At 65.9% G+C, this 18,856-nt stretch carries 15 protein-coding genes; 9 read left to right on the forward strand and 6 right to left on the reverse strand.

The genetic code is table 11. The features are described from left to right. Positions 1-54 precede the first annotated feature (54 nt). The 4 genes from CWS35_RS10520 to CWS35_RS10535 all read right to left on the reverse strand — a co-directional run bounded on the left by CWS35_RS10520 (position 55) and on the right by CWS35_RS10535 (position 6,688). Positions 55-1,698 (reverse strand): hypothetical protein, encoded by a 1,644-nt coding sequence (locus CWS35_RS10520; RefSeq protein ID WP_100951853.1) that lies wholly within the window; start codon positions 1,696-1,698, stop codon positions 55-57. Positions 1,699-2,258: 560 nt separating this feature from the next. Next, on the reverse strand, positions 2,259-4,700 hold the full coding sequence (locus tag CWS35_RS10525; protein ID WP_100956210.1) for a bifunctional diguanylate cyclase/phosphodiesterase: 2,442 nt from the start codon (positions 4,698-4,700) through the stop codon (positions 2,259-2,261). Positions 4,701-5,000: 300 nt separating this feature from the next. Next, positions 5,001-5,432 (reverse strand): hypothetical protein, encoded by a 432-nt coding sequence (locus CWS35_RS10530; RefSeq protein ID WP_024579035.1) that lies wholly within the window; start codon positions 5,430-5,432, stop codon positions 5,001-5,003. A 98-nt stretch (positions 5,433-5,530) separates the two neighbouring features. Next, positions 5,531-6,688 (reverse strand): caspase family protein, encoded by a 1,158-nt coding sequence (locus CWS35_RS10535; protein ID WP_100951854.1) that lies wholly within the window; start codon positions 6,686-6,688, stop codon positions 5,531-5,533. 187 nt (positions 6,689-6,875) lie between these two features. On the opposite strand from CWS35_RS10535, the gene CWS35_RS10540 reads away from it, so the two are divergent. The 8 genes from CWS35_RS10540 (at position 6,876) to CWS35_RS10575 (ending at position 16,190) form a co-directional block, all read left to right on the forward strand. After that, on the forward strand, positions 6,876-8,132 hold the full coding sequence (locus CWS35_RS10540; RefSeq protein ID WP_371682865.1) for a serine hydrolase domain-containing protein: 1,257 nt from the start codon (positions 6,876-6,878) through the stop codon (positions 8,130-8,132). A 667-nt stretch (positions 8,133-8,799) separates the two neighbouring features. Continuing rightward, entirely contained in the window at positions 8,800-9,900 is a 1,101-nt protein-coding gene (sfnG, locus tag CWS35_RS10545) for a dimethylsulfone monooxygenase SfnG (RefSeq protein WP_100951856.1), read from the forward strand. Between the two features lie 25 nt (positions 9,901-9,925). Beyond that, the gene (locus CWS35_RS10550) at positions 9,926-10,834 is read left to right on the forward strand and encodes an ABC transporter ATP-binding protein (protein ID WP_210202818.1); all 909 of its coding nucleotides are present in this window, start codon (positions 9,926-9,928) and stop codon (positions 10,832-10,834) included. After that, a complete protein-coding gene (locus CWS35_RS10555; RefSeq protein ID WP_100951857.1) occupies positions 10,834-11,724 on the forward strand; it encodes a branched-chain amino acid ABC transporter permease in 891 nt (296 codons plus the stop codon). The genes CWS35_RS10550 and CWS35_RS10555 overlap by 1 nt, the downstream gene beginning before the upstream one ends. A 3-nt stretch (positions 11,725-11,727) precedes the next feature. After that, the gene (locus tag CWS35_RS10560; protein WP_100951858.1) at positions 11,728-12,765 is read left to right on the forward strand and encodes a branched-chain amino acid ABC transporter permease; all 1,038 of its coding nucleotides are present in this window, start codon (positions 11,728-11,730) and stop codon (positions 12,763-12,765) included. Between the two features lie 28 nt (positions 12,766-12,793). Next, positions 12,794-14,122, forward strand: a complete 1,329-nt coding sequence (locus CWS35_RS10565) for an ABC transporter substrate-binding protein (protein WP_029878792.1) — start codon at positions 12,794-12,796, stop codon at positions 14,120-14,122. A gap of 60 nt (positions 14,123-14,182) precedes the next feature. Then, entirely contained in the window at positions 14,183-14,971 is a 789-nt protein-coding gene (locus tag CWS35_RS10570; RefSeq protein ID WP_100956214.1) for an ABC transporter ATP-binding protein, read from the forward strand. Between the two features lie 22 nt (positions 14,972-14,993). Continuing rightward, on the forward strand, positions 14,994-16,190 hold the full coding sequence (locus tag CWS35_RS10575) for an acyl-CoA dehydrogenase family protein (RefSeq protein WP_100951859.1): 1,197 nt from the start codon (positions 14,994-14,996) through the stop codon (positions 16,188-16,190). 83 nt (positions 16,191-16,273) lie between these two features. Here CWS35_RS10575 and CWS35_RS10580 read toward each other — a convergent pair whose 3' ends face one another. Continuing rightward, positions 16,274-16,558 (reverse strand): hypothetical protein, encoded by a 285-nt coding sequence (locus tag CWS35_RS10580; protein ID WP_100951860.1) that lies wholly within the window; start codon positions 16,556-16,558, stop codon positions 16,274-16,276. Between the two features lie 466 nt (positions 16,559-17,024). Between CWS35_RS10580 and CWS35_RS10585 the strand changes: the two genes are divergently transcribed. Beyond that, positions 17,025-18,326, forward strand: a complete 1,302-nt coding sequence (locus CWS35_RS10585; RefSeq protein ID WP_100951861.1) for a sorbosone dehydrogenase family protein — start codon at positions 17,025-17,027, stop codon at positions 18,324-18,326. Between the two features lie 10 nt (positions 18,327-18,336). Here CWS35_RS10585 and CWS35_RS10590 read toward each other — a convergent pair whose 3' ends face one another. Continuing rightward, positions 18,337-18,786: a 4-oxalocrotonate tautomerase family protein gene (locus CWS35_RS10590; protein WP_100956216.1), complete on the reverse strand. Its 450-nt coding sequence runs from the start codon at positions 18,784-18,786 to the stop codon at positions 18,337-18,339. Between the last annotated feature and the right edge of the window lie 70 nt (positions 18,787-18,856).

The following is an 18,856-nucleotide window of genomic DNA, read 5'->3' on the forward strand; positions in this document are numbered from 1 at the left end:
GTCAGGCTGCATGCGGGAACGCCCGGACCGGCGGTGCCGGTCCGGGAAACAAGCTCAGATCTGCCCGAACGTGATCTCCTTGTCGTCGACCGGCTTCGGCGCCGCGGCAGCGGCCGCCGCGCCGGCTTCCTTGGCATCCATGCCGATGCTCTCCTGCAATCGCGCGCGCACCGTGGCGGTGACGTCGCTGAGCTCGCCGAGCCGGCTCTGGATGTTGGAGAGCCCGTCTTCGCGCAGCTTGTTGGCGGCTTGCAGCGATTCGGCGATGTTCGACATCGACTCGACCTTCTCCATGATCCGCTTGGAGGCCTCGTCGACCTGCAGCGCCTGACGGATCACCTCCTTGTTGGCGACGTCGTCGGTCACCGCATTCATCGCCCGCATCGAATCCCGCACGCTCTCGGAGGCTTCGTTGAGCGCAGAGTTGTTGAGCGCCTGGATCGTGGTGTTCAGGCTGGTGGCGACGCTGGCGATACCGTCGCTGGAGAGCTCGCGCAAATTGACGTTCTGCTTGCCGAGGGCGTCGTGGAAGGTGTTGGCGTCGACGGCGTCCTTTTCGAGATCGGCTACCGTCTTCTTGGTGCCGCGCCCGCTATCCAGCAGCGCCGTGACATGGCGTTCGAAATCGTTCTTCTTGCGCTCGCGCTCGAGGCGGCCAAGCGTATCCTCGCCCTCCTTCGGAGTCGACAGCGCCTGCACCTTCTCCTTGTTTGCCGTAGAGGCGAGGTCGATGCCCTTGTCGAGGATCGCGACCACCGTGATCATCTGCGAGTTGATCTTGACCAGCTTGTCGGCCTGGCCCTCGATTCCGCCGAGCTCGTCGCGCAGCTCCGAGACCGTGACCTGCGACTTGTCGATGTAGTCGAGCGCGGCCTTGATGATGCCCTCGACGCGCTTGACGTGCTCGGGGCCGGAGATGTCGAGCATCTTGCGGACCTGGTCCTTCTCGGCCTTGAACTTGCCCTGCTTGGCGTCGTGCTCGGCCTTCTCCGTGATGATCGCCTGCGCCTTGTCGCGACAGGTCTTCAGCGCCTCGATCTGCTTGGCGATCAGGAGCTCCTTGGCGGCGATTTCGGCCTGCGCGGATTTCTTGATGCCGCCGAACAGGCCGGTCTGCGTCTTCAGCTTGGCGATGTCGCGCTCGAGCATGTCCTTGTCGGAGGTCGCCTGCCGCGCCTGGGATTCGACCTCCGAGGTCCGGCGGTCCCAATCGGCCTCGCGCTTGCGATCGTCCTCGATCTCCGCGAAGGTATCCAGCACGACATTGTCGCCGGCGGTGCGCAGCGTGTAGAGCGCATCGAGATTGTCGACCAGCGGGTGGATCATCTCGCGGAAGTCCAGCACGCCCTTGTTCATGTCGGCAAAGGTCTGCTTCATCTTGGCGAAGACGGTCGTCGACGACAGCTCGATCAGCTTGCGCTGCATCAGCGTGCGCTGCTGCGCCAGATATTCCTTGTAGGCCTCGAGCTGCTTGACCGACGCCTTGCAGTCCTCGGCAAGATCCGGCGAGAGCAGCGCGCCGATCTGGCGGCTGCGTTCCTCGGGCGTGACTTCGGGATTGAAGACGATCTTGGCCACGGGATTGGCGGTGATGTCGACGGGCGCGGCCTGCGCCGCCTGCTTCGGCGCCATCCGCGCCTTGATGGCCTCGTTGACGGCGGTCGATTCCGCGAGTTTCGGGGATGCAGAGGTGGACATTGCAGTCGTCTCCAGGTGGGGCGACTCCGAAACGGAGCCGCATGTGCAGCGCAGACGTTCAGGCCGCGTTGCGGGAAATCGTCGTTGGGCAACTCACATGAAAATTCCGGCCGGCGCGGAAGCTAGATGCGACTCCTCGGTCGCACAACCGTAGGGAGGTGCAATTAGCCCGTTTAACCAAACGAAGTCGCAACAGTGTGTACGCATCGTTTTATGATTGCTGAGAGTTTCAGCCCGGCAGGAAGCTCATTGTTGATGGCTGTTTTGTCGCTTCATGCCCGGTCTGGTTCGATTGAATCGTGATGGGCCTGTTCTGGATCGATGCGGAGGGAGCTTGGCATCGGATGCTGAGGACATGCGCCCTCTGGTTGACGCGCGCAAGGCGCACACGGCGATTTGAACGCGCGGCGGTCACTCGGCCCGGAATCGATCGGATTTCAGGCTCTAAATATCTGAATCCATTTTCGAAATGCGCCCCGGCCTGTTGCGCAGGCAGGAACTCGGGTCGAATGTAACTTTATTCAGCCGCGGGCAATGAAGTTGCCAAGAATGGTGACGGCTCAAAGACTCTTCTGCTTCGGCTGCATCCGGGATGCCTCGCGCTCGATGCGGGCGGCGACCTGCGTCGCCTTGTCGGCTGCGACGGGCGGGGAAAACACGAAGCCCTGCACCTGGTCGCAATCGAGCCCGCCGAGCACGTCCACTTCTGCCGGCAATTCGGCGCCCTCCGCCACCACGGTCATGCCGAGCCCGTGCGACAGCGCGATGATGCCGCCAAGCAGCTTGCGCTTCTCCGGCGCGGTGGAGATGCCATCCACGAAGGCCCGGTCCACCTTGAGGCAATCGAACGGCAGGCGCGTCAGATAGCCGAGCGAGGAATAGCCCGAGCCGAAATCGTCCAGCGCGAGCCGGACGCCGAGATCGGAGAGCGCGGTCAGCGTGCGGCTGATCCGCTGCTCGGTGTGATCCACGAACAGGTTTTCGGTCAGCTCCAGGCAGAGCAGCTTGGCGGGAAAGCCGGTCTCCGCCAGCACGGCCGAGACCGCGGTCTCGAAATCCACGTTCCAGATCTGCGCCGGAGAGACGTTGACCGAGACGGCGCGCGGCGGCAATCCGGCATCCAGCCAGATGCGGCCCTGCCGGCAGGCCTCACGCAGCACCCACAGGCCGAGGTCGACGATCAGCCCGGAGCTTTCGGCGATCGGGATGAACTCCGCCGGCGAGATCGGCCCGCGCTCGGGATGAGTCCAGCGCAGCAGCGCCTCGAAGCCGGTGACGCGACCGGTCCTCAGGTCGAGCTGCGGCTGGTAATGGGCCTCGAGCGTGCCAGCCTCCACGGCGTGGCGCAGATGCCGGCCGAGATCGAGCCGTTGATCGACCGCCTGGGCATAGACCGGCTCGAACAGTTGCGCCCGGCCGCGTCCGGCCTCCTTGGCCATGTAGAGCGCGAGGTCGGCGTTGCGCGCGGCCGTCTCCGCCGTCGCGCCATGCTCCGGCAGGCGGGCGATGCCGATGGTGGCGCCGACACAAGCCTCGCCCTCGGTGAGATCGACGGGGACCGACAGCTTGACGATCAGCCGGTTGGCGAGTTCGGTCAGCGCGACGTCGGACATGCCGTATCCCTCCGCCAGCACGGCGAATTCGTCGCCGCCGAGCCGGGCGATGAAGGCGCGCGGCCCCAATTCCTGGCGCAGCGCGGCCGCCACTTGGACCAGCAATTTGTCGCCGGCGGCATGGCCGAGGGAATCATTGACCTCCTTGAAGCGATCGAGGTCGATCAGCAGCAGCGCGCCGCGGCGGTCTTGCTGGGCGCAACCTTCGATCAGGGTTGCGAGCTGGCGCGTGAACAGCGCGCGATTGGCAAGCCCGGTCAAAGGATCGGTGTAGGCGAGCTGCTCGAGCTGGCGCTCGGCCTCCTTGCGCTCGGTGACGTCCTGCACGGTGCCGATGATGCCGATGACCTTGTCGTGGGCGACCTCCGCCTTGCAGATCACGGCCAGATCGCGGGGAGTGCCGTCCGCGTGCACGATGCGCAGATCGGTGGCTTCGGTCGCACGGGTGCGGAGAACCCGCTTTTGCACGTCGCGGAAGCGGTCGGCGTCGGCGCCGAGGAAACGGGGCCTGATCGTCTCATCGGTCGGCTCGAACGTGTCGGGATCGAAGCCGAGCAGCTGGTAGAGTTCGGACGCCCAGGTCGTGCGCCCGGTGTCGAGCCGATAGCTCCAGGTGCCGATCTTGCCGAGCCGGTGCGCTTCCTCCAGCGCCCGCGTGCGCTGGTCGAGCAGCGCCTTGGCCGCCCTGAGCTGGGTGATGTCGCTGGCGGTGCCGCGATAGCCGAGAAAGCTGCCATCGTCGGCGTAGATCGGCTTGCCGCTGGTGCAGATGCTGACGCGCGACCCGTCCTTGCCGATCAACGTATAGATGAAGTCGCGAAAAGGGCGATGGGCCTCCATGTCGGCCCGGTGCTGCGCCATGCCCTCCGCGTCTTCGGGCGCATAGGCCAGCTCCCAGCGCGCTTTCCCGCCGGAGGCCACGGTCTGGAACGCGGCATTGCCGGGAAGCGATCTGGGATAGGGCAGCAGCCGATGGTCGGGGGCGCTCTCCCAGCACCAGTCCGAGGCGGTGGAGACAAAATCGGCCAGCCGTTGCTCGCTCTCGGCCAGGCGTCGCAGCGCGGAGGTCTCCTCCGTGACGTCGCGGACGATGCCGGAGACGCGCCGGACCTGACCGCGGGCGTCGAATTCCGGCTCGCCATGGACCACGCAGTCGAGCACGCTGCCATCGGACTTGCGGAGCCTGGTTTGCACGGCGTAGGGCTGCCCGTCCGCCCAGCAGGCGGCGTAATGCGTTTCCAGGACTTTCCGGCTTTCAGGCAAATAACGCCCGCGCACCGTGGCGATCGGGATGAAGCCGTCGACTGTCTCGAACTCGTAGAAGGCGGCGAATTCGGGCGATATCCAGACATCGGTCGCGGCCGCACTGTGTGATTCCCAATAGCCCATGCGGGCCATCCTGATGGCACACCGCAGCGACCGTTCCTCATTCCAGCGGCGACGCGCTACCCGTGTGGGGGCCTGCCCTTGCGGCAATCTACGAGCGGCCATCGGTCCCCAGCCAAAAATGAGCCAACGTACAAATTATACGGCAAATTCGATAGCATATCGCGCGGCAACCTTGGAGCGACCCAGGTCACAGTCCGGGGTTCTTCCGCAGATTTGGTATAGTATCGGTGAATCCCGCAACGGGTGGCGGGTCTACGGAGGAACTCGGTCGCGGCGTCGGCCCGTTCGTGGCCCGCAGGGTTACTTGTTGCAGCGGCGGATGAACGTCACGTTCCTGGCGTACAGGTATGTGTAAGGATCCACCTGATCGAGCGCATGGTGCTTCAGAACCCAGTCGCGCACCGCGGGCGCATAAGACGACATCATCAGCTGAGTCTCACCGGGGTTGATGCTGCGGTCACCGTGATGCGCGGCGTGAAACATGAAGTAGCCGTTCGGGGTAATGCAGATCTTGTTGAGGGGGACGGTTCCGAGCACCGTCGTACAGGACGATTTGCAGCGACCATCGATCACCACGCGATCATACTCCGCATTGACCCGCGTGTAGGTGTAGATGTGCGCAGCGGTGTTGCCGCCGGGATCGTGAAGATAGTAGATCTTTTCCGCGCAGGCGGGACGCGCCATTGCCAGCGTGACGATGCTGAAGCAGATCATGGCCAGTAACCGGTACATATCATCGCCCTCTCATCTGTCGAAATCGTGCAAGCGTTCGCAAGCCTCACGGACTGGTCTTCTCGACCTCAACGCGCCGCTGTATCGCGTCATGCGCCTCACTCCACGCTCCGCTTCCAATACCCAGTCCCGAGCTTGCCGGTGATCACGGCGGTCGCGTCATGGACTTCGTAGGAGCCGGCGTCGCTGTAATTGCGCAATCCCCTCAGCGCGTGCAGGGTCCAGCGGCCGTTGGCGAAGGTGACCGTGCCTTCATGCGATCGCGCCGAGCGGAACGGCTCGGCGTGGAATCTGTAGGTGCCGTCGGCCAGGATCTGCCAGATCCAGCGCGACTGGCCGCGGCCGCTCGCCACCATGATCTCCCAGGTGCCGACCAGCGCGGGATCGATGGCGCCGGCCGGGGGTGCGGGCGGCGGCAATACAGGAGCCGCCGCCGGTGCGGCGTTCGCTTGCGTCGTGGCGGTTGCGCCGACCGCCGGCTCTCCAGCCAGATAGATCGCCTTGCGCGACAGCGAGCCGTAGACGAACGGCTGCTGCTCGTTGCGTGTCGCCTCCATCACGTCGTCGCGGACGTTGCGGAACATGAAGGTGACCTCGACGCCTGGCGCCTCGATGTTGTGCAACAGCGCCGCGGCGAACGGGCTGTTGCGGCCGTCGCCGTCGAGCGCGGTGGTGCCGTCGCGCGCGGCATAGGCCACCAGCACGTTGCCGACCGGCTCGATCCGGCCGAGCCCGTTGCTGGGGGCGGCGCGCATGGCCAGCGAACGGTTCATCTTCGCGGCGAACGGATTGTTGCGGCAGGCATCGAGGATGACGAGGCCGAGACTCGTGGTGCTGGAGACTTGCAGCATGACGCTTTGCAGGTTGATGGCCTCGTTGGCGGCATCGGTATCCCGTTTCAGCTCGGCATCGACCGGGATCAGCCAGTTGTCGCCATTGATCTCCATGCCGTGGCCGGCGAAGTACACCGCCGCCATGTCAGCGCCCGCGGCCTCGCGGCCGAATGCGATCAGCCCGCGCCGCATGTCGTCGAAGCCGCCGTTCCGGATCAGGCTGACGGCGAAGCCAAGACGTTGCAGCGCGGCGGCGACATCGCCGGCGTCGTTCGGCGGATTGGTCAGCGCCGGCACGCTCCTGTAGGCGCCGTTGCCGATCACCAGCGCCACCCGCTTGCCGTCGGCCGCCGCCGTCGCCGGGGCAAAGCTCGTGAGCGCTGCGGCGATGGCCAGTCCCGAGACGAAGGCGCGGCGGTTCATGCTGGACCCGATCCGACGTGACGGGGACACGCTACCTCAGCGGCCGCCGGCAGGCCATCGGAATGGCTTGCGCGGTCGCGTCTTGTCGTCGTTGTTGTCGGCGTGGTCTAATCCTGTGAGCGGCGGGCCGCGAACCGAAGAAAAATCGCCCGCGATGTCTGGTGGGGAAACAATGAGAAAAATCGTCATGGTCGCGGCTGCGGCCGCCACAAGCCTTGCCTTCAACATCGCTCGCGCCGCGCCGCCGCTCCCGGAAGCCGCCGCGCACCAGGTCGGCTTCTCGGACCAGGGGCTGGCGCGGCTCGACGACTTCTTTGCCCGCGAGATCGCGGCCAAGCGGGTCCCCGGCGCCGTGGTGGCGATCGCCCGCGACGGCAGGCTGGTGCATTACAAGGCCTATGGCCAGCTCGATCCGGTCAAGGGCACGCCGATGCCGATCGATGCGGTCTTCGCGCTCGCCTCGATGACCAAGCCGATGGCGGCGGTCGCCGGTCTCACGCTGATGGAGCAGGGCAAGTTGCCGTTGCAGGCGCCGGTCGCCGAATATTATCCGGCGTTCGCCGACATGAAGGTCGGCGTGCAGCAGGCCGACGGTTCGCTGACCATGGAGCCGCAGGCGCGCCCGATCTTCATCCACGATCTCTATCGTCACACCTCAGGCCTGATGTATGGCGGCCGGCCCGACAGTTCGAGCGCGCTGGCGCGGCTCTATCCCGACGGCACGGCGCCGGCCATCGAGGGTGATACCCAGGCCTTCATCGATCGCATCACCCAGTTGCCCCTGGTGCATCAGCCCGGCACCGAGTTCGAATATGGCTTCTCGATCGACGTGCTCGGCGCCGTGGTCGAGAAGGTGTCCGGCCAGCGGCTCGGCGACTATCTCAAGGCCAATGTCTGGACGCCGCTCGGCATGACGGACGCGACCTTCCATCCGACCGATGCCCAGCGCCCGCGGCTGGCGCGCCCGTTCGCCAGCGACCCGCTCACCGGCAAGCCGCAATCGATCAAGCTGCTGGATACACCGACCAGGTTCGACTGCGGCGGCGCCTGCTCGTTCGCCACCGTCGGCGACTATCTCCGCTTCGGCCAGATGCTGCTCAACGGCGGCGAGCTCGACGGCAAGCGTATCCTCGGTCCCAAGACCGTGCATCACATGACGTCGAACCATCTCGGGCCCGAGATCAAGAACAACGTCGCCGCGGTCGAGCCGCATCGCGCCGGCTTCGGCTTCGGGCTGGCGGTCGCAGTGCGGACCAGCGAAGGCCTGTCGTCGGTGCCGGGCAATCCCGGCGAGTTCACCTGGAACGGCGCCTATGGCACGCAGTTCTTCTGCGATCCGAAGGAGCGCCTCGTCGTGGTGGTGGGAACCGCGGCACCGGGCGAGCTGCGCAAATATTATCGCGAGAACGTACAGGACATCGTCTACGGCGCGATGGTGAAGTAACGCCGCGTCGCATGGGCTGTCGGGACGACGGGGTTCCCGACAGCCAGCCGTGCACCCAACCGAAAATGCATTTCATCCAAAATCGATCGATCCAGCGAAACGTCTGACGCGCGATCGTGCGTTCATGCCGAACATGCGCGCAGAGCGAGCGCCGTCGCAGAGAAACGGATTCTCTGGCAAGCGTTCGTTGCTGCATCGCCGCCGACCTCTCGACACATGCGCGCTCCATCGCCGGCGATATTTCGGCTGCGCAGCAGCAATCGACGCGTTTCGCGCCAACAAGAGAATACCGCTATTCCAGATCCGGCCAAAAAGAGTTTGGCTTGGACTCGCTCGCCCGCATTTTCTCTGAGACTATTGATTGCTCGCCGATAGCGCTTGCGAGGGGAATGCGGATGACTTGCACGGACCTCCTGGATATCTCTCGAAGCCGCGTTGCGCCTCGCGCGCGATGTTGCGCCGGCTGCTGTTGACGCATCGGCGGCGTCCCGCGGATCAGCAGGGCTGACCGCCCCCACTCTCGAATAATCCCGAACAGACGACGGCAACAGAGCCGCGTCCGGACTCGCTGACATCGCGCAGCGTGAACGCATCGTGCTGCCTGCTTCCCGTCACGCCTTTCGTCGCCTGCCAACCGATTCACCCTTGAGGACACGAGGACATCCAGATGACCACCAGCCATGATCCGATCAAGTTCGCCTATTGGGTGCCCAACGTCTCCGGCGGATTGGTCATCAGCAAGATCGAGCAGCGAACCGGTTGGGACATCGACTACAACCGCCGCCTGGCGCAGATCGCGGAGGCGGCCGGCTTCGACTACGCGCTGAGCCAGATCCGCTTCACCGCCGGCTACGGCGCCGAATTCCAGCATGAGCCGGTCGCCTTCAGTCACGCATTGCTGGCTGCGACGACGAAACTGAAGGTGATCGCGGCATTGTTGCCCGGACCGTGGAATCCGGCGGTGGCGGCCAAGCAGATCGCCACCATCAGCCAGCTCACCGAAGGCCGCGTTGCCGTCAACATCGTCAGCGGCTGGTTCCGCGGCGAGTTCACCGCGATCGGCGAGCCCTGGCTGGATCACGACGAACGCTATCGCCGCTCGGAGGAATTCATCCGCGCGCTGCGCGGAATCTGGACCCAGGACAATTTCACCTTCCGCGGCGATTTCTACCGCTTCTCGGATTACACGCTGAAGCCGAAGCCGGCCCAGCCGCTGCCGGAGGTCTTCCAGGGCGGCAGCTCGCGCGCCGCGCGCGACATGGCCTCGCGCGTGTCGGATTGGTACTTCACCAACGGCAATTCGGTCGCGGAGATCAAGAAGCAGGTCGACGACATCAGGGCCAAGGCGCGCGCCAACAACCATTCGGTCAAGATCGGCGTCAATGCGTTCGCGATCGCGCGCGACAGCGAGGCCGAGGCGCGCGCCGTGCTCGACGAGATCATCGTCAAGGCCGATCCGGAGGCGGTCCATGCTTTCGGGCACGAGGTGAAGAACGCCGGCAAGGCCTCGCCGGAAGGCCAGGGCAATTGGGCGCAATCGAGCTTCGAGGATCTCGTCCAGTACAATGACGGCTTCAAGACCAATTTGATCGGCACGCCGGAGCAGATCGCCGAGCGCATCGTCGCGCTGAAGGAGGTCGGCGTCGATCTCGTGCTGCTCGGCTTCCTGCACTTCCAGGAAGAGGTCGAATATTTCGGCCGCCGCGTCATCCCGCTGGTGCGTGCGCTGGAGGTGAAGACCGCCGCGCATGCCGAAGCCGCCGAGTGACGGGGAGCCCAGCAACGTGACGGCGATGATGACGAATGCCGGCATCCTTGCGCTCGAGGCCGCTCCGGCGGAGGCCGCGGCGCGCGCGCTGGCGATCGCCGGTGCAGGCGATCGGGTGCGCGCGAAGGCCACGGATCGCGCGGACCGGCCGGTGCTGGCGCTCGCCGATATCGCGCTGACATTCGGTGGCGTCGCGGCGCTGCGCGGCGTCGATCTCGAGGTCGCGCCGAGGGAAATCCGCGCCGTGATCGGCCCCAATGGCGCCGGCAAGAGCTCGCTGCTCAACGTCATCAGCGGGCTCTACCGACCCGATCGCGGCCGGGTCTGGTTCGGCGCGCATGGGTTCGCGCAGGTACCGACGGCGGATCTCGCCGCGCACGGCGTCGCGCGCACCTTCCAGAACCTCGCGATCTTCAAGGGCCTGTCGGTGTTCGACAACGTGCTGATGGGGCTGGCACATCGCGTTCGCACCGGCTTCCTGCGCCAGATCATCGGTTCGCCGCTGGCGCGCCGGATCGAAGCGGAGAACCGCGCCGCTGCCGAGGACGTCATCGGCTTCCTGCATCTTGCCGAGGTCCGCGACCGCGCCGCGGGAACGTTGCCGTACGGCGTGCAGAAGCGGGTCGAGCTGGCGCGGGCGCTGGTGGCGCGGCCGCGGCTTTTGCTGCTGGACGAGCCGTTCGCGGGCGTCACGGCGGGCGAGAAGCGCGAACTGTCCGAGCATGTGCGCAATGCGCGCGACAGCTATGGCGCCAGCATCGTGCTGATCGAGCACGACATCGGCGTGGTGATGGGATTGTCCGATCGCATCGCGGTGCTCGACGACGGCCGAAAGATCGCCGACGGCACGCCCGGCGAGGTGCGGTCCGACCAGGCCGTGATCGACGCCTATCTCGGCGTCGCGCATGACGACGTGACGGAGCTCGCGGTCTGATGTTCGACTATCAGTTCTTCATCGAGGTCCTGGTCGGCGGCCTGCTGTCGGGGGTGATGTACTCGCTGGTCGCGATCGGCTTCGTGCTGATCTACAAAACCTCGGGCGTGCTCAACTTCGCGCAGGGCGCGATGCTGCTGTTCGCGGCGCTGACCTTCGTCAGCCTGGTCGAGCGCGGCATCGCGTTCCCGCTCGCGCTATTGATCACGCTCGTGGTCATGGTCGCGCTCGGGGTGGCCGTCGAGCGCACGGTGCTGCGGCCGCTGGTCAACCAGCCACCGATCACGTTGTTCATGGCGACGCTCGGCCTGTCCTATGTGATCGAGGGCGCGGCGCAGCTGTTGTGGGGCACCCAGGTCCATGGCCTCGACATCGGCATCAGCGACGTGCCGCTCGACATCGCCGGTGTCTTCATCAGCCGGTTCGACCTGTTCGCGGCGGCGGTCGCGGGCAGTCTGGTGGCGCTGTTCGCACTGTTCTTCCGCTACACCCGGACCGGGCTCTCGTTCCGCGCCGTCGCCGACGATCCGTTCGCGGCGCTGGCCGTCGGGCTGCGGCTGCCGCGGGTCTGGGCCAGCGTGTGGACGGCCTCCGGCATCGTCGCGCTGGTCGCCGGGCTGTTGTGGGGCGCACGGCTCGGCGTGCAGTTCTCGCTCTCGCTCGTGGTGCTGAAGGCGCTTCCGGTGCTGGTGCTCGGCGGCTTCGATTCGATCGCGGGCGCGATCATCGGCGGCCTTCTGATCGGCGCGATCGAGAAACTCGCGGAGGTCTATGTCGGGCCGCTGTTCGGCGGCGGCATCGAGGCCTGGGCCGCCTATGTCGTGGCGCTGGTGCTGCTGCTGGTGCGGCCGTCGGGCCTGTTCGGGCAGAAGCTGGTGGAGAGAGTCTAGGCGATGTCCGCAGCAGCATCGACACGCGCCGTGTCTGGCCTCGCGACATTCGCGGGGATCGCCGCCGCCGTGGTTGCCTTTGGCGCGATCCCGTTTTTCGGCTCGGACTATCTGATGGACGCGGTGCTGACGCCGTTCCTGGCGCTTGCGCTCGCCGCGGTCGGCCTCAATCTGCTCACCGGCTATGCCGGGCAGGTGTCGCTTGGCTCCGCCGCGTTCCTCGCGGTCGGCGCCTACGCTGCCTACAATCTCCACCTCCGGCTGCCGCAACTGCCGCTGCTGGTCGATCTGGTGCTGGCCGGCCTGGTCGCGGCCGCGATCGGCATCCTGTTCGGGCTACCGAGCCTGCGGTTGCGCGGCTTCTACCTCGCGGTCTCGACGCTCGCGGCGCAATTCTTCGTACAGTGGGCGCTGACCAAGTTCGGCTGGTTCTCCAACGACAATCCGTCCGGCGTGATCGATGCACCCGCGCTGCGTGTCGCCGGCATCTCGTTCACGACGCCAGCGGGACGCTATCTGTTCTCCCTGATCGTCGTGACGACAGCGACTTTCCTGGCCTGGCGGCTGCTGCGCGCGCAGAGCGGCCGCAACTTCATCGCGGTGCGCGATCATGAGATCGCCGCCAAGGTGATCGGTGTGCCGCTGCTGCGCACCAAGCTGCTTGCGTTCGGCGTCTCGTCGTTCCTGATCGGCATCGCCGGCGTGCTGTGGGCATTCGCCTATCTGCGCACGGTCGAGCCAGCCGGCTTCAATCTCGATCGCTCGTTCCAGATCCTGTTCATCATCATCATCGGCGGGCTCGCCTCGCTGCGCGGCGCGTTTCTCGGCGCCGCCTTCATCGTGGTGTTCCCGCTGCTGCTGTCGCGCGCCGGCGCGGCGCTGCTCGGCGGGGTGTTCGATTCGGGCGTGCTCGAGATGAGCCAGCGCATCGTGATCGGCGCGCTGATCATCGCCTTCCTGATCGCCGAGCCGCGCGGGCTGATCGCGCTGTGGGACCGGCTGTGGGCGGCAATCGTCAAACGCGGCGCGGCGGCGACGTGAGATTTCCTTGAAAACGGAGAGGCTGAAGATGATACGATCGCGAGTTCTGAAATTCGTTCTGGCCGCCGCGGCGGTGGTCTCGCTCGGCGGGGCACCGGCACGCGCCGACGAGCAGTTCTTTCCCCTGCAAAGCTACCGGGTCGGGCCCTATGCGGCCGGCGGCACCGGCTTCTTCGGCGGCTTCATCGACTATCTCAATTTGATCAACATCCGCGATGGCGGCGTCAACGGCGTCAAGCTGACCTGGGACGAGGGTGAGACCCAGTACGAGGTCGAGCGCGGCGTCGAGGTCTATGAACGGCTGAAGGGCCGGCCCGGCGTCGCCGCCTGGAATCCGCTGTCGGTCGGCATCGCCTACGCCATGATCGACCGCATCACCAAGGACAAGGTGCCGCTCATCACCATCAATCACGGCCGCACCGATTCGACCGACGGCCGGGTGTTCCCCTACGTCTTCCCGCTGCTGCTCAATCCCTACAGCGAGACCTCCGGCATCGTGAATTATATCGCGGGCCGCGAGGGCGGCATCGACAAGCTGAAGGGCAAGAAACTCGTCGTGCTCTATCACGGCTCGCCCTACGGCAAGGAGACCATCCCGATCTACAAGCTCTTGGCCGACAAGTATCAGTTCAGCCTGGAGCAGATCGAGGTGCCGCATCCCGGCAACGAGCAGCAATCGCAATGGCTGTCGATCCGGCGCGCCAAGCCTGACTACGTGGTGCTGCGCGGCTGGGGCGTGATGAATCCGGTGGCGTTGAAGACCGCGCAGAAGGTCGGGTTTCCGGCCGACCACATCATCGGCAACGTCTGGTCCAACTCCGAGGAAGACGTGATCCCGGCCGGCGACGCCGCCAAGGGCTATATCGCAATCACCACGCAGGCCTCGGGCGAGCAGTATCCGGTGCTGCAAGAGGTGATCAAGACCGTCTACGGCGCCGGCAAGGGCAATCTCGACGACAAGAAGCGGATCGGCAGCGTCTACCACAACCTCGGCATCGTGAACGGCATCCTCAATGTCGAGGCGATCCGGATCGCGCAGGCGAAGTTCGGCAAGCGCACCTTGACCGGCGACGAAGTGCGTTGGGGCTTCGAGCATCTGCAACTCGATCCGGCGCGGGTCGAAGCGCTCGGCGCCAAGGATCTGTTCCATTCGATCAACGTCACCTGGGACAATCACGAAGGCGACGGCCGCGTCACCTTCCAGCAATGGGATGGCAGCAGATGGAAGGTGGTCTCCGGCTGGATCGCACCGGACTGGGCCTTCCTGCGCCCGATCATCGAGAAGTCCGCGGCCGCCTACGCCAAGGAGCACGGCATCAAGGTTCGCACCTCGGGTGACGACCCGGTCAGCAACTGAGGTGTCGAGAGATCGCGGGAGCCGTCCGGCTCCCGCGTCCCCAACGGGATGGATCACGCGATGAGCGACGTTCTGCTTTCGGTCGAAGGCCTTGCCGCGACCTACAACCACGCGATCGCCGCGGTCAGCGACGTCTCGCTCGCGGTGCGGCGGGGCGAGATCGTCGCCGTGCTCGGTGCCAACGGCGCCGGCAAGTCGACCACGTTGCAGGCGGTCTCGGCGTTGCTGTCCGCCCGCCGCGGCCAGGTCACCGCCGGCCGCATCGCGTTCGATGGCCGTGACATCGCCGGCGCGCCGGCGGCGGAGCTGGTGCGCGCCGGCCTGGTGCCGGTGCTCGAGGGACGGCACTGCTTTGCCTCGTTGACGGTGGAGGAGAATCTGATCACCGGCGCGATGGGGCGCGATGCGCGGCGGGCCGAGATCGCCGTGGACCTCGACCGCATCTACGCATTGTTTCCGCGCCTCAAGCAGCATCGCCGCTCGCTGGCCGGCCTGACCTCGGGCGGCGAGCAACAGATGACGGCGATCGGCCGCGCCTTGATGTCGCGCCCGCGGCTCTTGGTGCTCGACGAGCCCTCGATGGGTCTCGCGCCGCTGGTGGTCGAGGCAATCTTTCGCGCGCTCAAGCAGCTCAACAGCGAGCAAGGATTGTCGATCCTGGTCGCGGAGCAGAATTCGACGGTGGCGCTGCGCTTCTCCGACCACGCCGTCGTGCTCGAGAACGGGCGCAGCGTGCTGTCGGGCGCGGCGGCCGAACTGCGGCAGCGCGCGGACATCAAGACACATTATCTCGGCGGGTCGTCGCAGGACGATCTGAGCCGGAGGCAGCCGAGCCAGGCTGTCGTATGATTGCAACCCGGAGAAACTGACCATGGCCAACGACAATCTCGCACGCAAGATCGACGACGACGTTTATGCCAGGCTCGATGCCGCCATCGACACGACGGTGAAGGTCAATGCCGATCGCAACGATCGCGAAAGCCGTTTCCCGCGCGAGAACCTTCGCGCGCTGGCGGAGGCCGGCTGGACCGGTGTGCTCAACGAGCCGCAGTTCGGCGGGCTTGGCCTCAGTCATGTCGACTTCGCCGAAGCGGCCTACCGGATCGGGCAGGCCGATGCATCGACCGGCCTCGTCTATGTCATGCATGTCGGGGCTGCCCAGACCATCAACCTGTTCGGCAACGCCGATCAGAAGGAGCGCTGGCTGAAGGCCAGCAATGGCGGCCTGCTCGGGACATACTCGACCAGCGAGCGCGCCACCGGCGGTCACTGGTGGTACAATCTGTCCGAAGCCTCGCGTGACGGCGACGACTATCGCGTCAACGCCGAGAAGTCATTCACGACGAGTTCGGGGCAGGCCGACTATTACGTGGTGCAAACCCGCACGCCCGGTGCCAAAGACCAGGCCGACATCATCTTCTTCATCGTCGACGGCAAGGCCAAGGGTATCGAGTCCAGGCCCTGGGATGCGCTCGGCGTTCGCGCCAACTCTTCCGGCCCGATCCGCTATAGCAACGTGCTCGTTCCGCAGCGCGACCGGCTCGGTGCCGAAGGGCAGGGCAAGGAGATCATCTATGACGGCGTCTCGCCGGTCTATCTGATCGGGCTCGGTGCGGTCTGGGAAGGCGTCGCGCGCGGTGCGCTGAACGCCGCGATCGCCCACACCACGAGCTTCGTGCACAAGGACAGGAACAAGAGCCTGTCCGATTATCAGGCGATCCGCCAGGAATTGGGCGCCGCCAAGGTGCTGGTCGAGACGCTGCGGCCGTGGCGCAACGAACTGGCAGGCAAGCTCGACGCGCTCTGGCGTGCCGGCAAGCCGCAAAGCGAAATCCTGATTCCGCTGACCGAGTTCAAGGTGCATGCCGCCGAGGTCGCCAACAAGGTTGCGGCGACGGCGCTGACGGTGACCGGCGGCTACGGCTATCACCGTGGTCCGATCGAGCGCGCCTATCGCGACGCGCGCGCGGCGATCGCGATGGGACCGTCCAATGTCATCGCGCGCGACTGGATCGGGAAGGCGCTGGTCGGCCTGCCGCTCGAACTGTTTTACGAGGGCGGAGAATAGCCGTCGCGTTCAACGCGGAGTGCAGCGGCGCAAGCAAAAGGGCCCATCGCGCGAACCGAGCGATGGGCCCTTGAATTGCGTGGCTACCACTGCCGGTAGACGCCGGTCAGCGTGCCGTTGTTGTTGCCTTCAGGGCCGACGTCGCCCTGCGACGAACTCGGCGTCGGATGGTTGCTGCCGTTCATCGTGCCATACCAGCCCGGCTGTGCCGGTTGGTACATCACGCGCGGTTGAACCGTGACATAGCGCGGGCCGTCGTAATAGGCACGCGAGTTCCCGTACGGATAATAGCCCTGCGCGAATGCGCCCGCCGTCGTTGCGATCAGCGATGCCGCGGCTAGGGACAATATCTTGGTCTTCCGTTGCATTCATACTCTCCATGCTGGGGTCACGACCAACGGCTGGCATGGGCCAGCGTTCCAGCCCTGCCATGCAGCCTGCGAAGGCAAAGCTGCGCGAGCGTCGGATCAGGAATTGGTGAGGAGGGCTTGCGCGCGTGCAGGCCGGCGCCGCTGATATGCCCGGTAGAATGCTTCCCCGCGGCCCGCTATGCCTTCTCGGCTATAACGACGGCCGCGGCCGAGCCTGCGGCGCTTCGAAAGCTCCGAGGGTGTTGTAAAAGGAAGCCCGCCGACCGGGGCGGGCAAGGTCTCAGGGAGGAAAACGCTCAGACAAGGGAGCGTGAAAGCGAGTTTCCTCGATTCGAGGGCAGCTGCGAAGATCGTATAACTACTGTCATCAGGGCCGGCATTATGCCAATGCTCCCGGCAGGTCGCGGCCGACCTGCAAGGCAATGACAAGGCGCCATCACATGGCGCAAGACAGGGGAAATTCATGAGCACGTCTGGAGTTTTTGCCCGCGTCGTCGCGGCGATCGGGGCCGGCGCCGTGGCGTGGCGGCGGATGCAGGGCGCGCAGCCCGCGCCGGCCTGGGGCAGTGCGCCGCAGATTCCGGCAGCGAAATCGCAAGGCGCGATCCCGACCCTGAAGATGCCGACCGCGCGCGGCTGGGACAAGGGGCAGCTGCCGGTTGCCGCGCCCGGGCTCAAGGTCAACGCCTTTGCCACCGGGCTCGATCACCCGCGCTGGATCAACGTGCTGCCCAATGGCGACGTGCTGATCGCGGAGGCAACCCAGATCGCGGGCACCCCGCGCAGCGTCTTCCATTATGCGATGCAGGCGACGATGCGGCGCGCCGCGGCGCTCGGCGTCAGCGCCAACCGCATCACGCTGCTGCGCGACCGCGACGGCGACGGTGTCGCCGAAAGCCGCGGGGCCTTCATGGAGGGATTGCGCCAGCCGTTCGGCATGGCGCTGATCGGCGACACCTTCTATGTCGGCAACACCGACGGCGTGGTGGCGTTTCCCTACACCGCGGGCGCGGACCGCATCACGGCGCAAGGACGCAAGCTCGTCACCTTCAAGCCCGACGGGCACTGGACCCGCAGCCTGCTGCCGAGCGCCGACGGCACGAAGCTCTATGCCGGCGTTGGCTCGCTGAGCAACATCGCCGAGAACGGCATGGCGGTCGAGGAAGGCCGCGCCGCAATCTACGAGCTCGATCTCGCCGCTGGCACCAGCCGCATCTTCGCCGGCGGCCTGCGCAACCCGGTCGGGCTCGCCTGGGAGCCGACCACCAATGTGCTCTGGACCGTCGTCAACGAGCGCGACGGCATCGGCGACGAAACGCCGCCGGACTATCTGACCTCGGTGCGCGACGGCGGCTTCTACGGCTGGCCCTATTGCTATTGGGGACAGACGGTTGACGATCGCGTGCCGCAGGATCCGGCGATGGTCGCCAAGGCGATCCAGCCGGACTACGCGCTCGGCGGCCACACCGCTTCGCTCGGCCTGTGCTGGATGCCGCAGGGCACGCTGCCGGGTTTCCCCGACGGCATGGTGATCGGCCAGCACGGCTCGTGGAATCGCTCGACGCTGTCGGGCTACAAGGTGGTGTTCGTGCCATTCGAGAACGGCCGCCCCTCCGGTCCGGCGCGCGACATCTTGTCGGGCTTCCTCGCGCCCGACGAGAAGGTGTCCTACGGCCGGCCGGTCGGCGTCGCGATCGGCCCCGACCGCTCGCTGCTGATGGCCGACGACGTCGGCAACGTGATCTGGCGCGTGACCGGAGCGTAGCGGCGCGGGCTCAGCGTCGCTTGCCGATCGATTGCATGAAGCTGCGATCGGCGTCGGACAGCGCCTCGGTCCAGGCCGGTTCATCGCCGGGTTCGGGCAGTACGTGGCCGAACTCGATCATCTGTCGCGGCTGCAATTCGTTGAGATACACCCAGACCGCGCGCGTGCTATCGACATTGGCGGCCGCTCTGATTGCGTCCGCCATCAGCCTGATCATCCGTGTCTTGTCGACCGCGGCGCGGCCGGAGCGGATGTGGCCGTAGACGAAGATATGGTCATGCGCGACCGGGACGCCGCCCATGAACCAGTCGCCGGAAGCGACCTCGCTGAAGATCATCTGCGCGAAATAGCTCGGCGCGCCGGTCACCTCGGCGTGGATCCGGGTGATCTCGCTTGCGATCCGGCTTTTCTGTTCTGCGCTGAGGCGGCCCTCGGCGCTTGTGCAGGTATAGGTTGGCATCTGCGTCACCTCGGCTGAATGTCGATTTCACCGAGCTTCGGCACAGGTGCCCGGGTCGTCAAGCCGGGAC

Source organism: Bradyrhizobium sp. SK17, from assembly GCF_002831585.1.
GTDB lineage: Bacteria > Pseudomonadota > Alphaproteobacteria > Rhizobiales > Xanthobacteraceae > Bradyrhizobium.

Coding starts and splice junctions, on each gene's coding strand:
- sfnG (WP_100951856.1), top strand. CDS start 8,800: ATGACCACCAGCCATGATCCGATCAAGTTCGCCTATTGGGTGCCCAAC.
- CWS35_RS10535 (WP_100951854.1), bottom strand. CDS start 6,688: ATGAACCGCCGCGCCTTCGTCTCGGGACTGGCCATCGCCGCAGCGCTC.
- CWS35_RS10585 (WP_100951861.1), top strand. CDS start 17,025: ATGAGCACGTCTGGAGTTTTTGCCCGCGTCGTCGCGGCGATCGGGGCC.
- CWS35_RS10580 (WP_100951860.1), bottom strand. CDS start 16,558: ATGCAACGGAAGACCAAGATATTGTCCCTAGCCGCGGCATCGCTGATC.
- CWS35_RS10570 (WP_100956214.1), top strand. CDS start 14,183: ATGAGCGACGTTCTGCTTTCGGTCGAAGGCCTTGCCGCGACCTACAAC.
- CWS35_RS10540 (WP_371682865.1), top strand. CDS start 6,876: ATGGTCGCGGCTGCGGCCGCCACAAGCCTTGCCTTCAACATCGCTCGC.
- CWS35_RS10520 (WP_100951853.1), bottom strand. CDS start 1,698: ATGTCCACCTCTGCATCCCCGAAACTCGCGGAATCGACCGCCGTCAAC.
- CWS35_RS10575 (WP_100951859.1), top strand. CDS start 14,994: ATGGCCAACGACAATCTCGCACGCAAGATCGACGACGACGTTTATGCC.
- CWS35_RS10555 (WP_100951857.1), top strand. CDS start 10,834: ATGTTCGACTATCAGTTCTTCATCGAGGTCCTGGTCGGCGGCCTGCTG.
- CWS35_RS10565 (WP_029878792.1), top strand. CDS start 12,794: ATGATACGATCGCGAGTTCTGAAATTCGTTCTGGCCGCCGCGGCGGTG.
- CWS35_RS10530 (WP_024579035.1), bottom strand. CDS start 5,432: ATGTACCGGTTACTGGCCATGATCTGCTTCAGCATCGTCACGCTGGCA.
- CWS35_RS10550 (WP_210202818.1), top strand. CDS start 9,926: ATGATGACGAATGCCGGCATCCTTGCGCTCGAGGCCGCTCCGGCGGAG.
- CWS35_RS10590 (WP_100956216.1), bottom strand. CDS start 18,786: ATGCCAACCTATACCTGCACAAGCGCCGAGGGCCGCCTCAGCGCAGAA.
- CWS35_RS10525 (WP_100956210.1), bottom strand. CDS start 4,700: ATGGGCTATTGGGAATCACACAGTGCGGCCGCGACCGATGTCTGGATA.
- CWS35_RS10560 (WP_100951858.1), top strand. CDS start 11,728: ATGTCCGCAGCAGCATCGACACGCGCCGTGTCTGGCCTCGCGACATTC.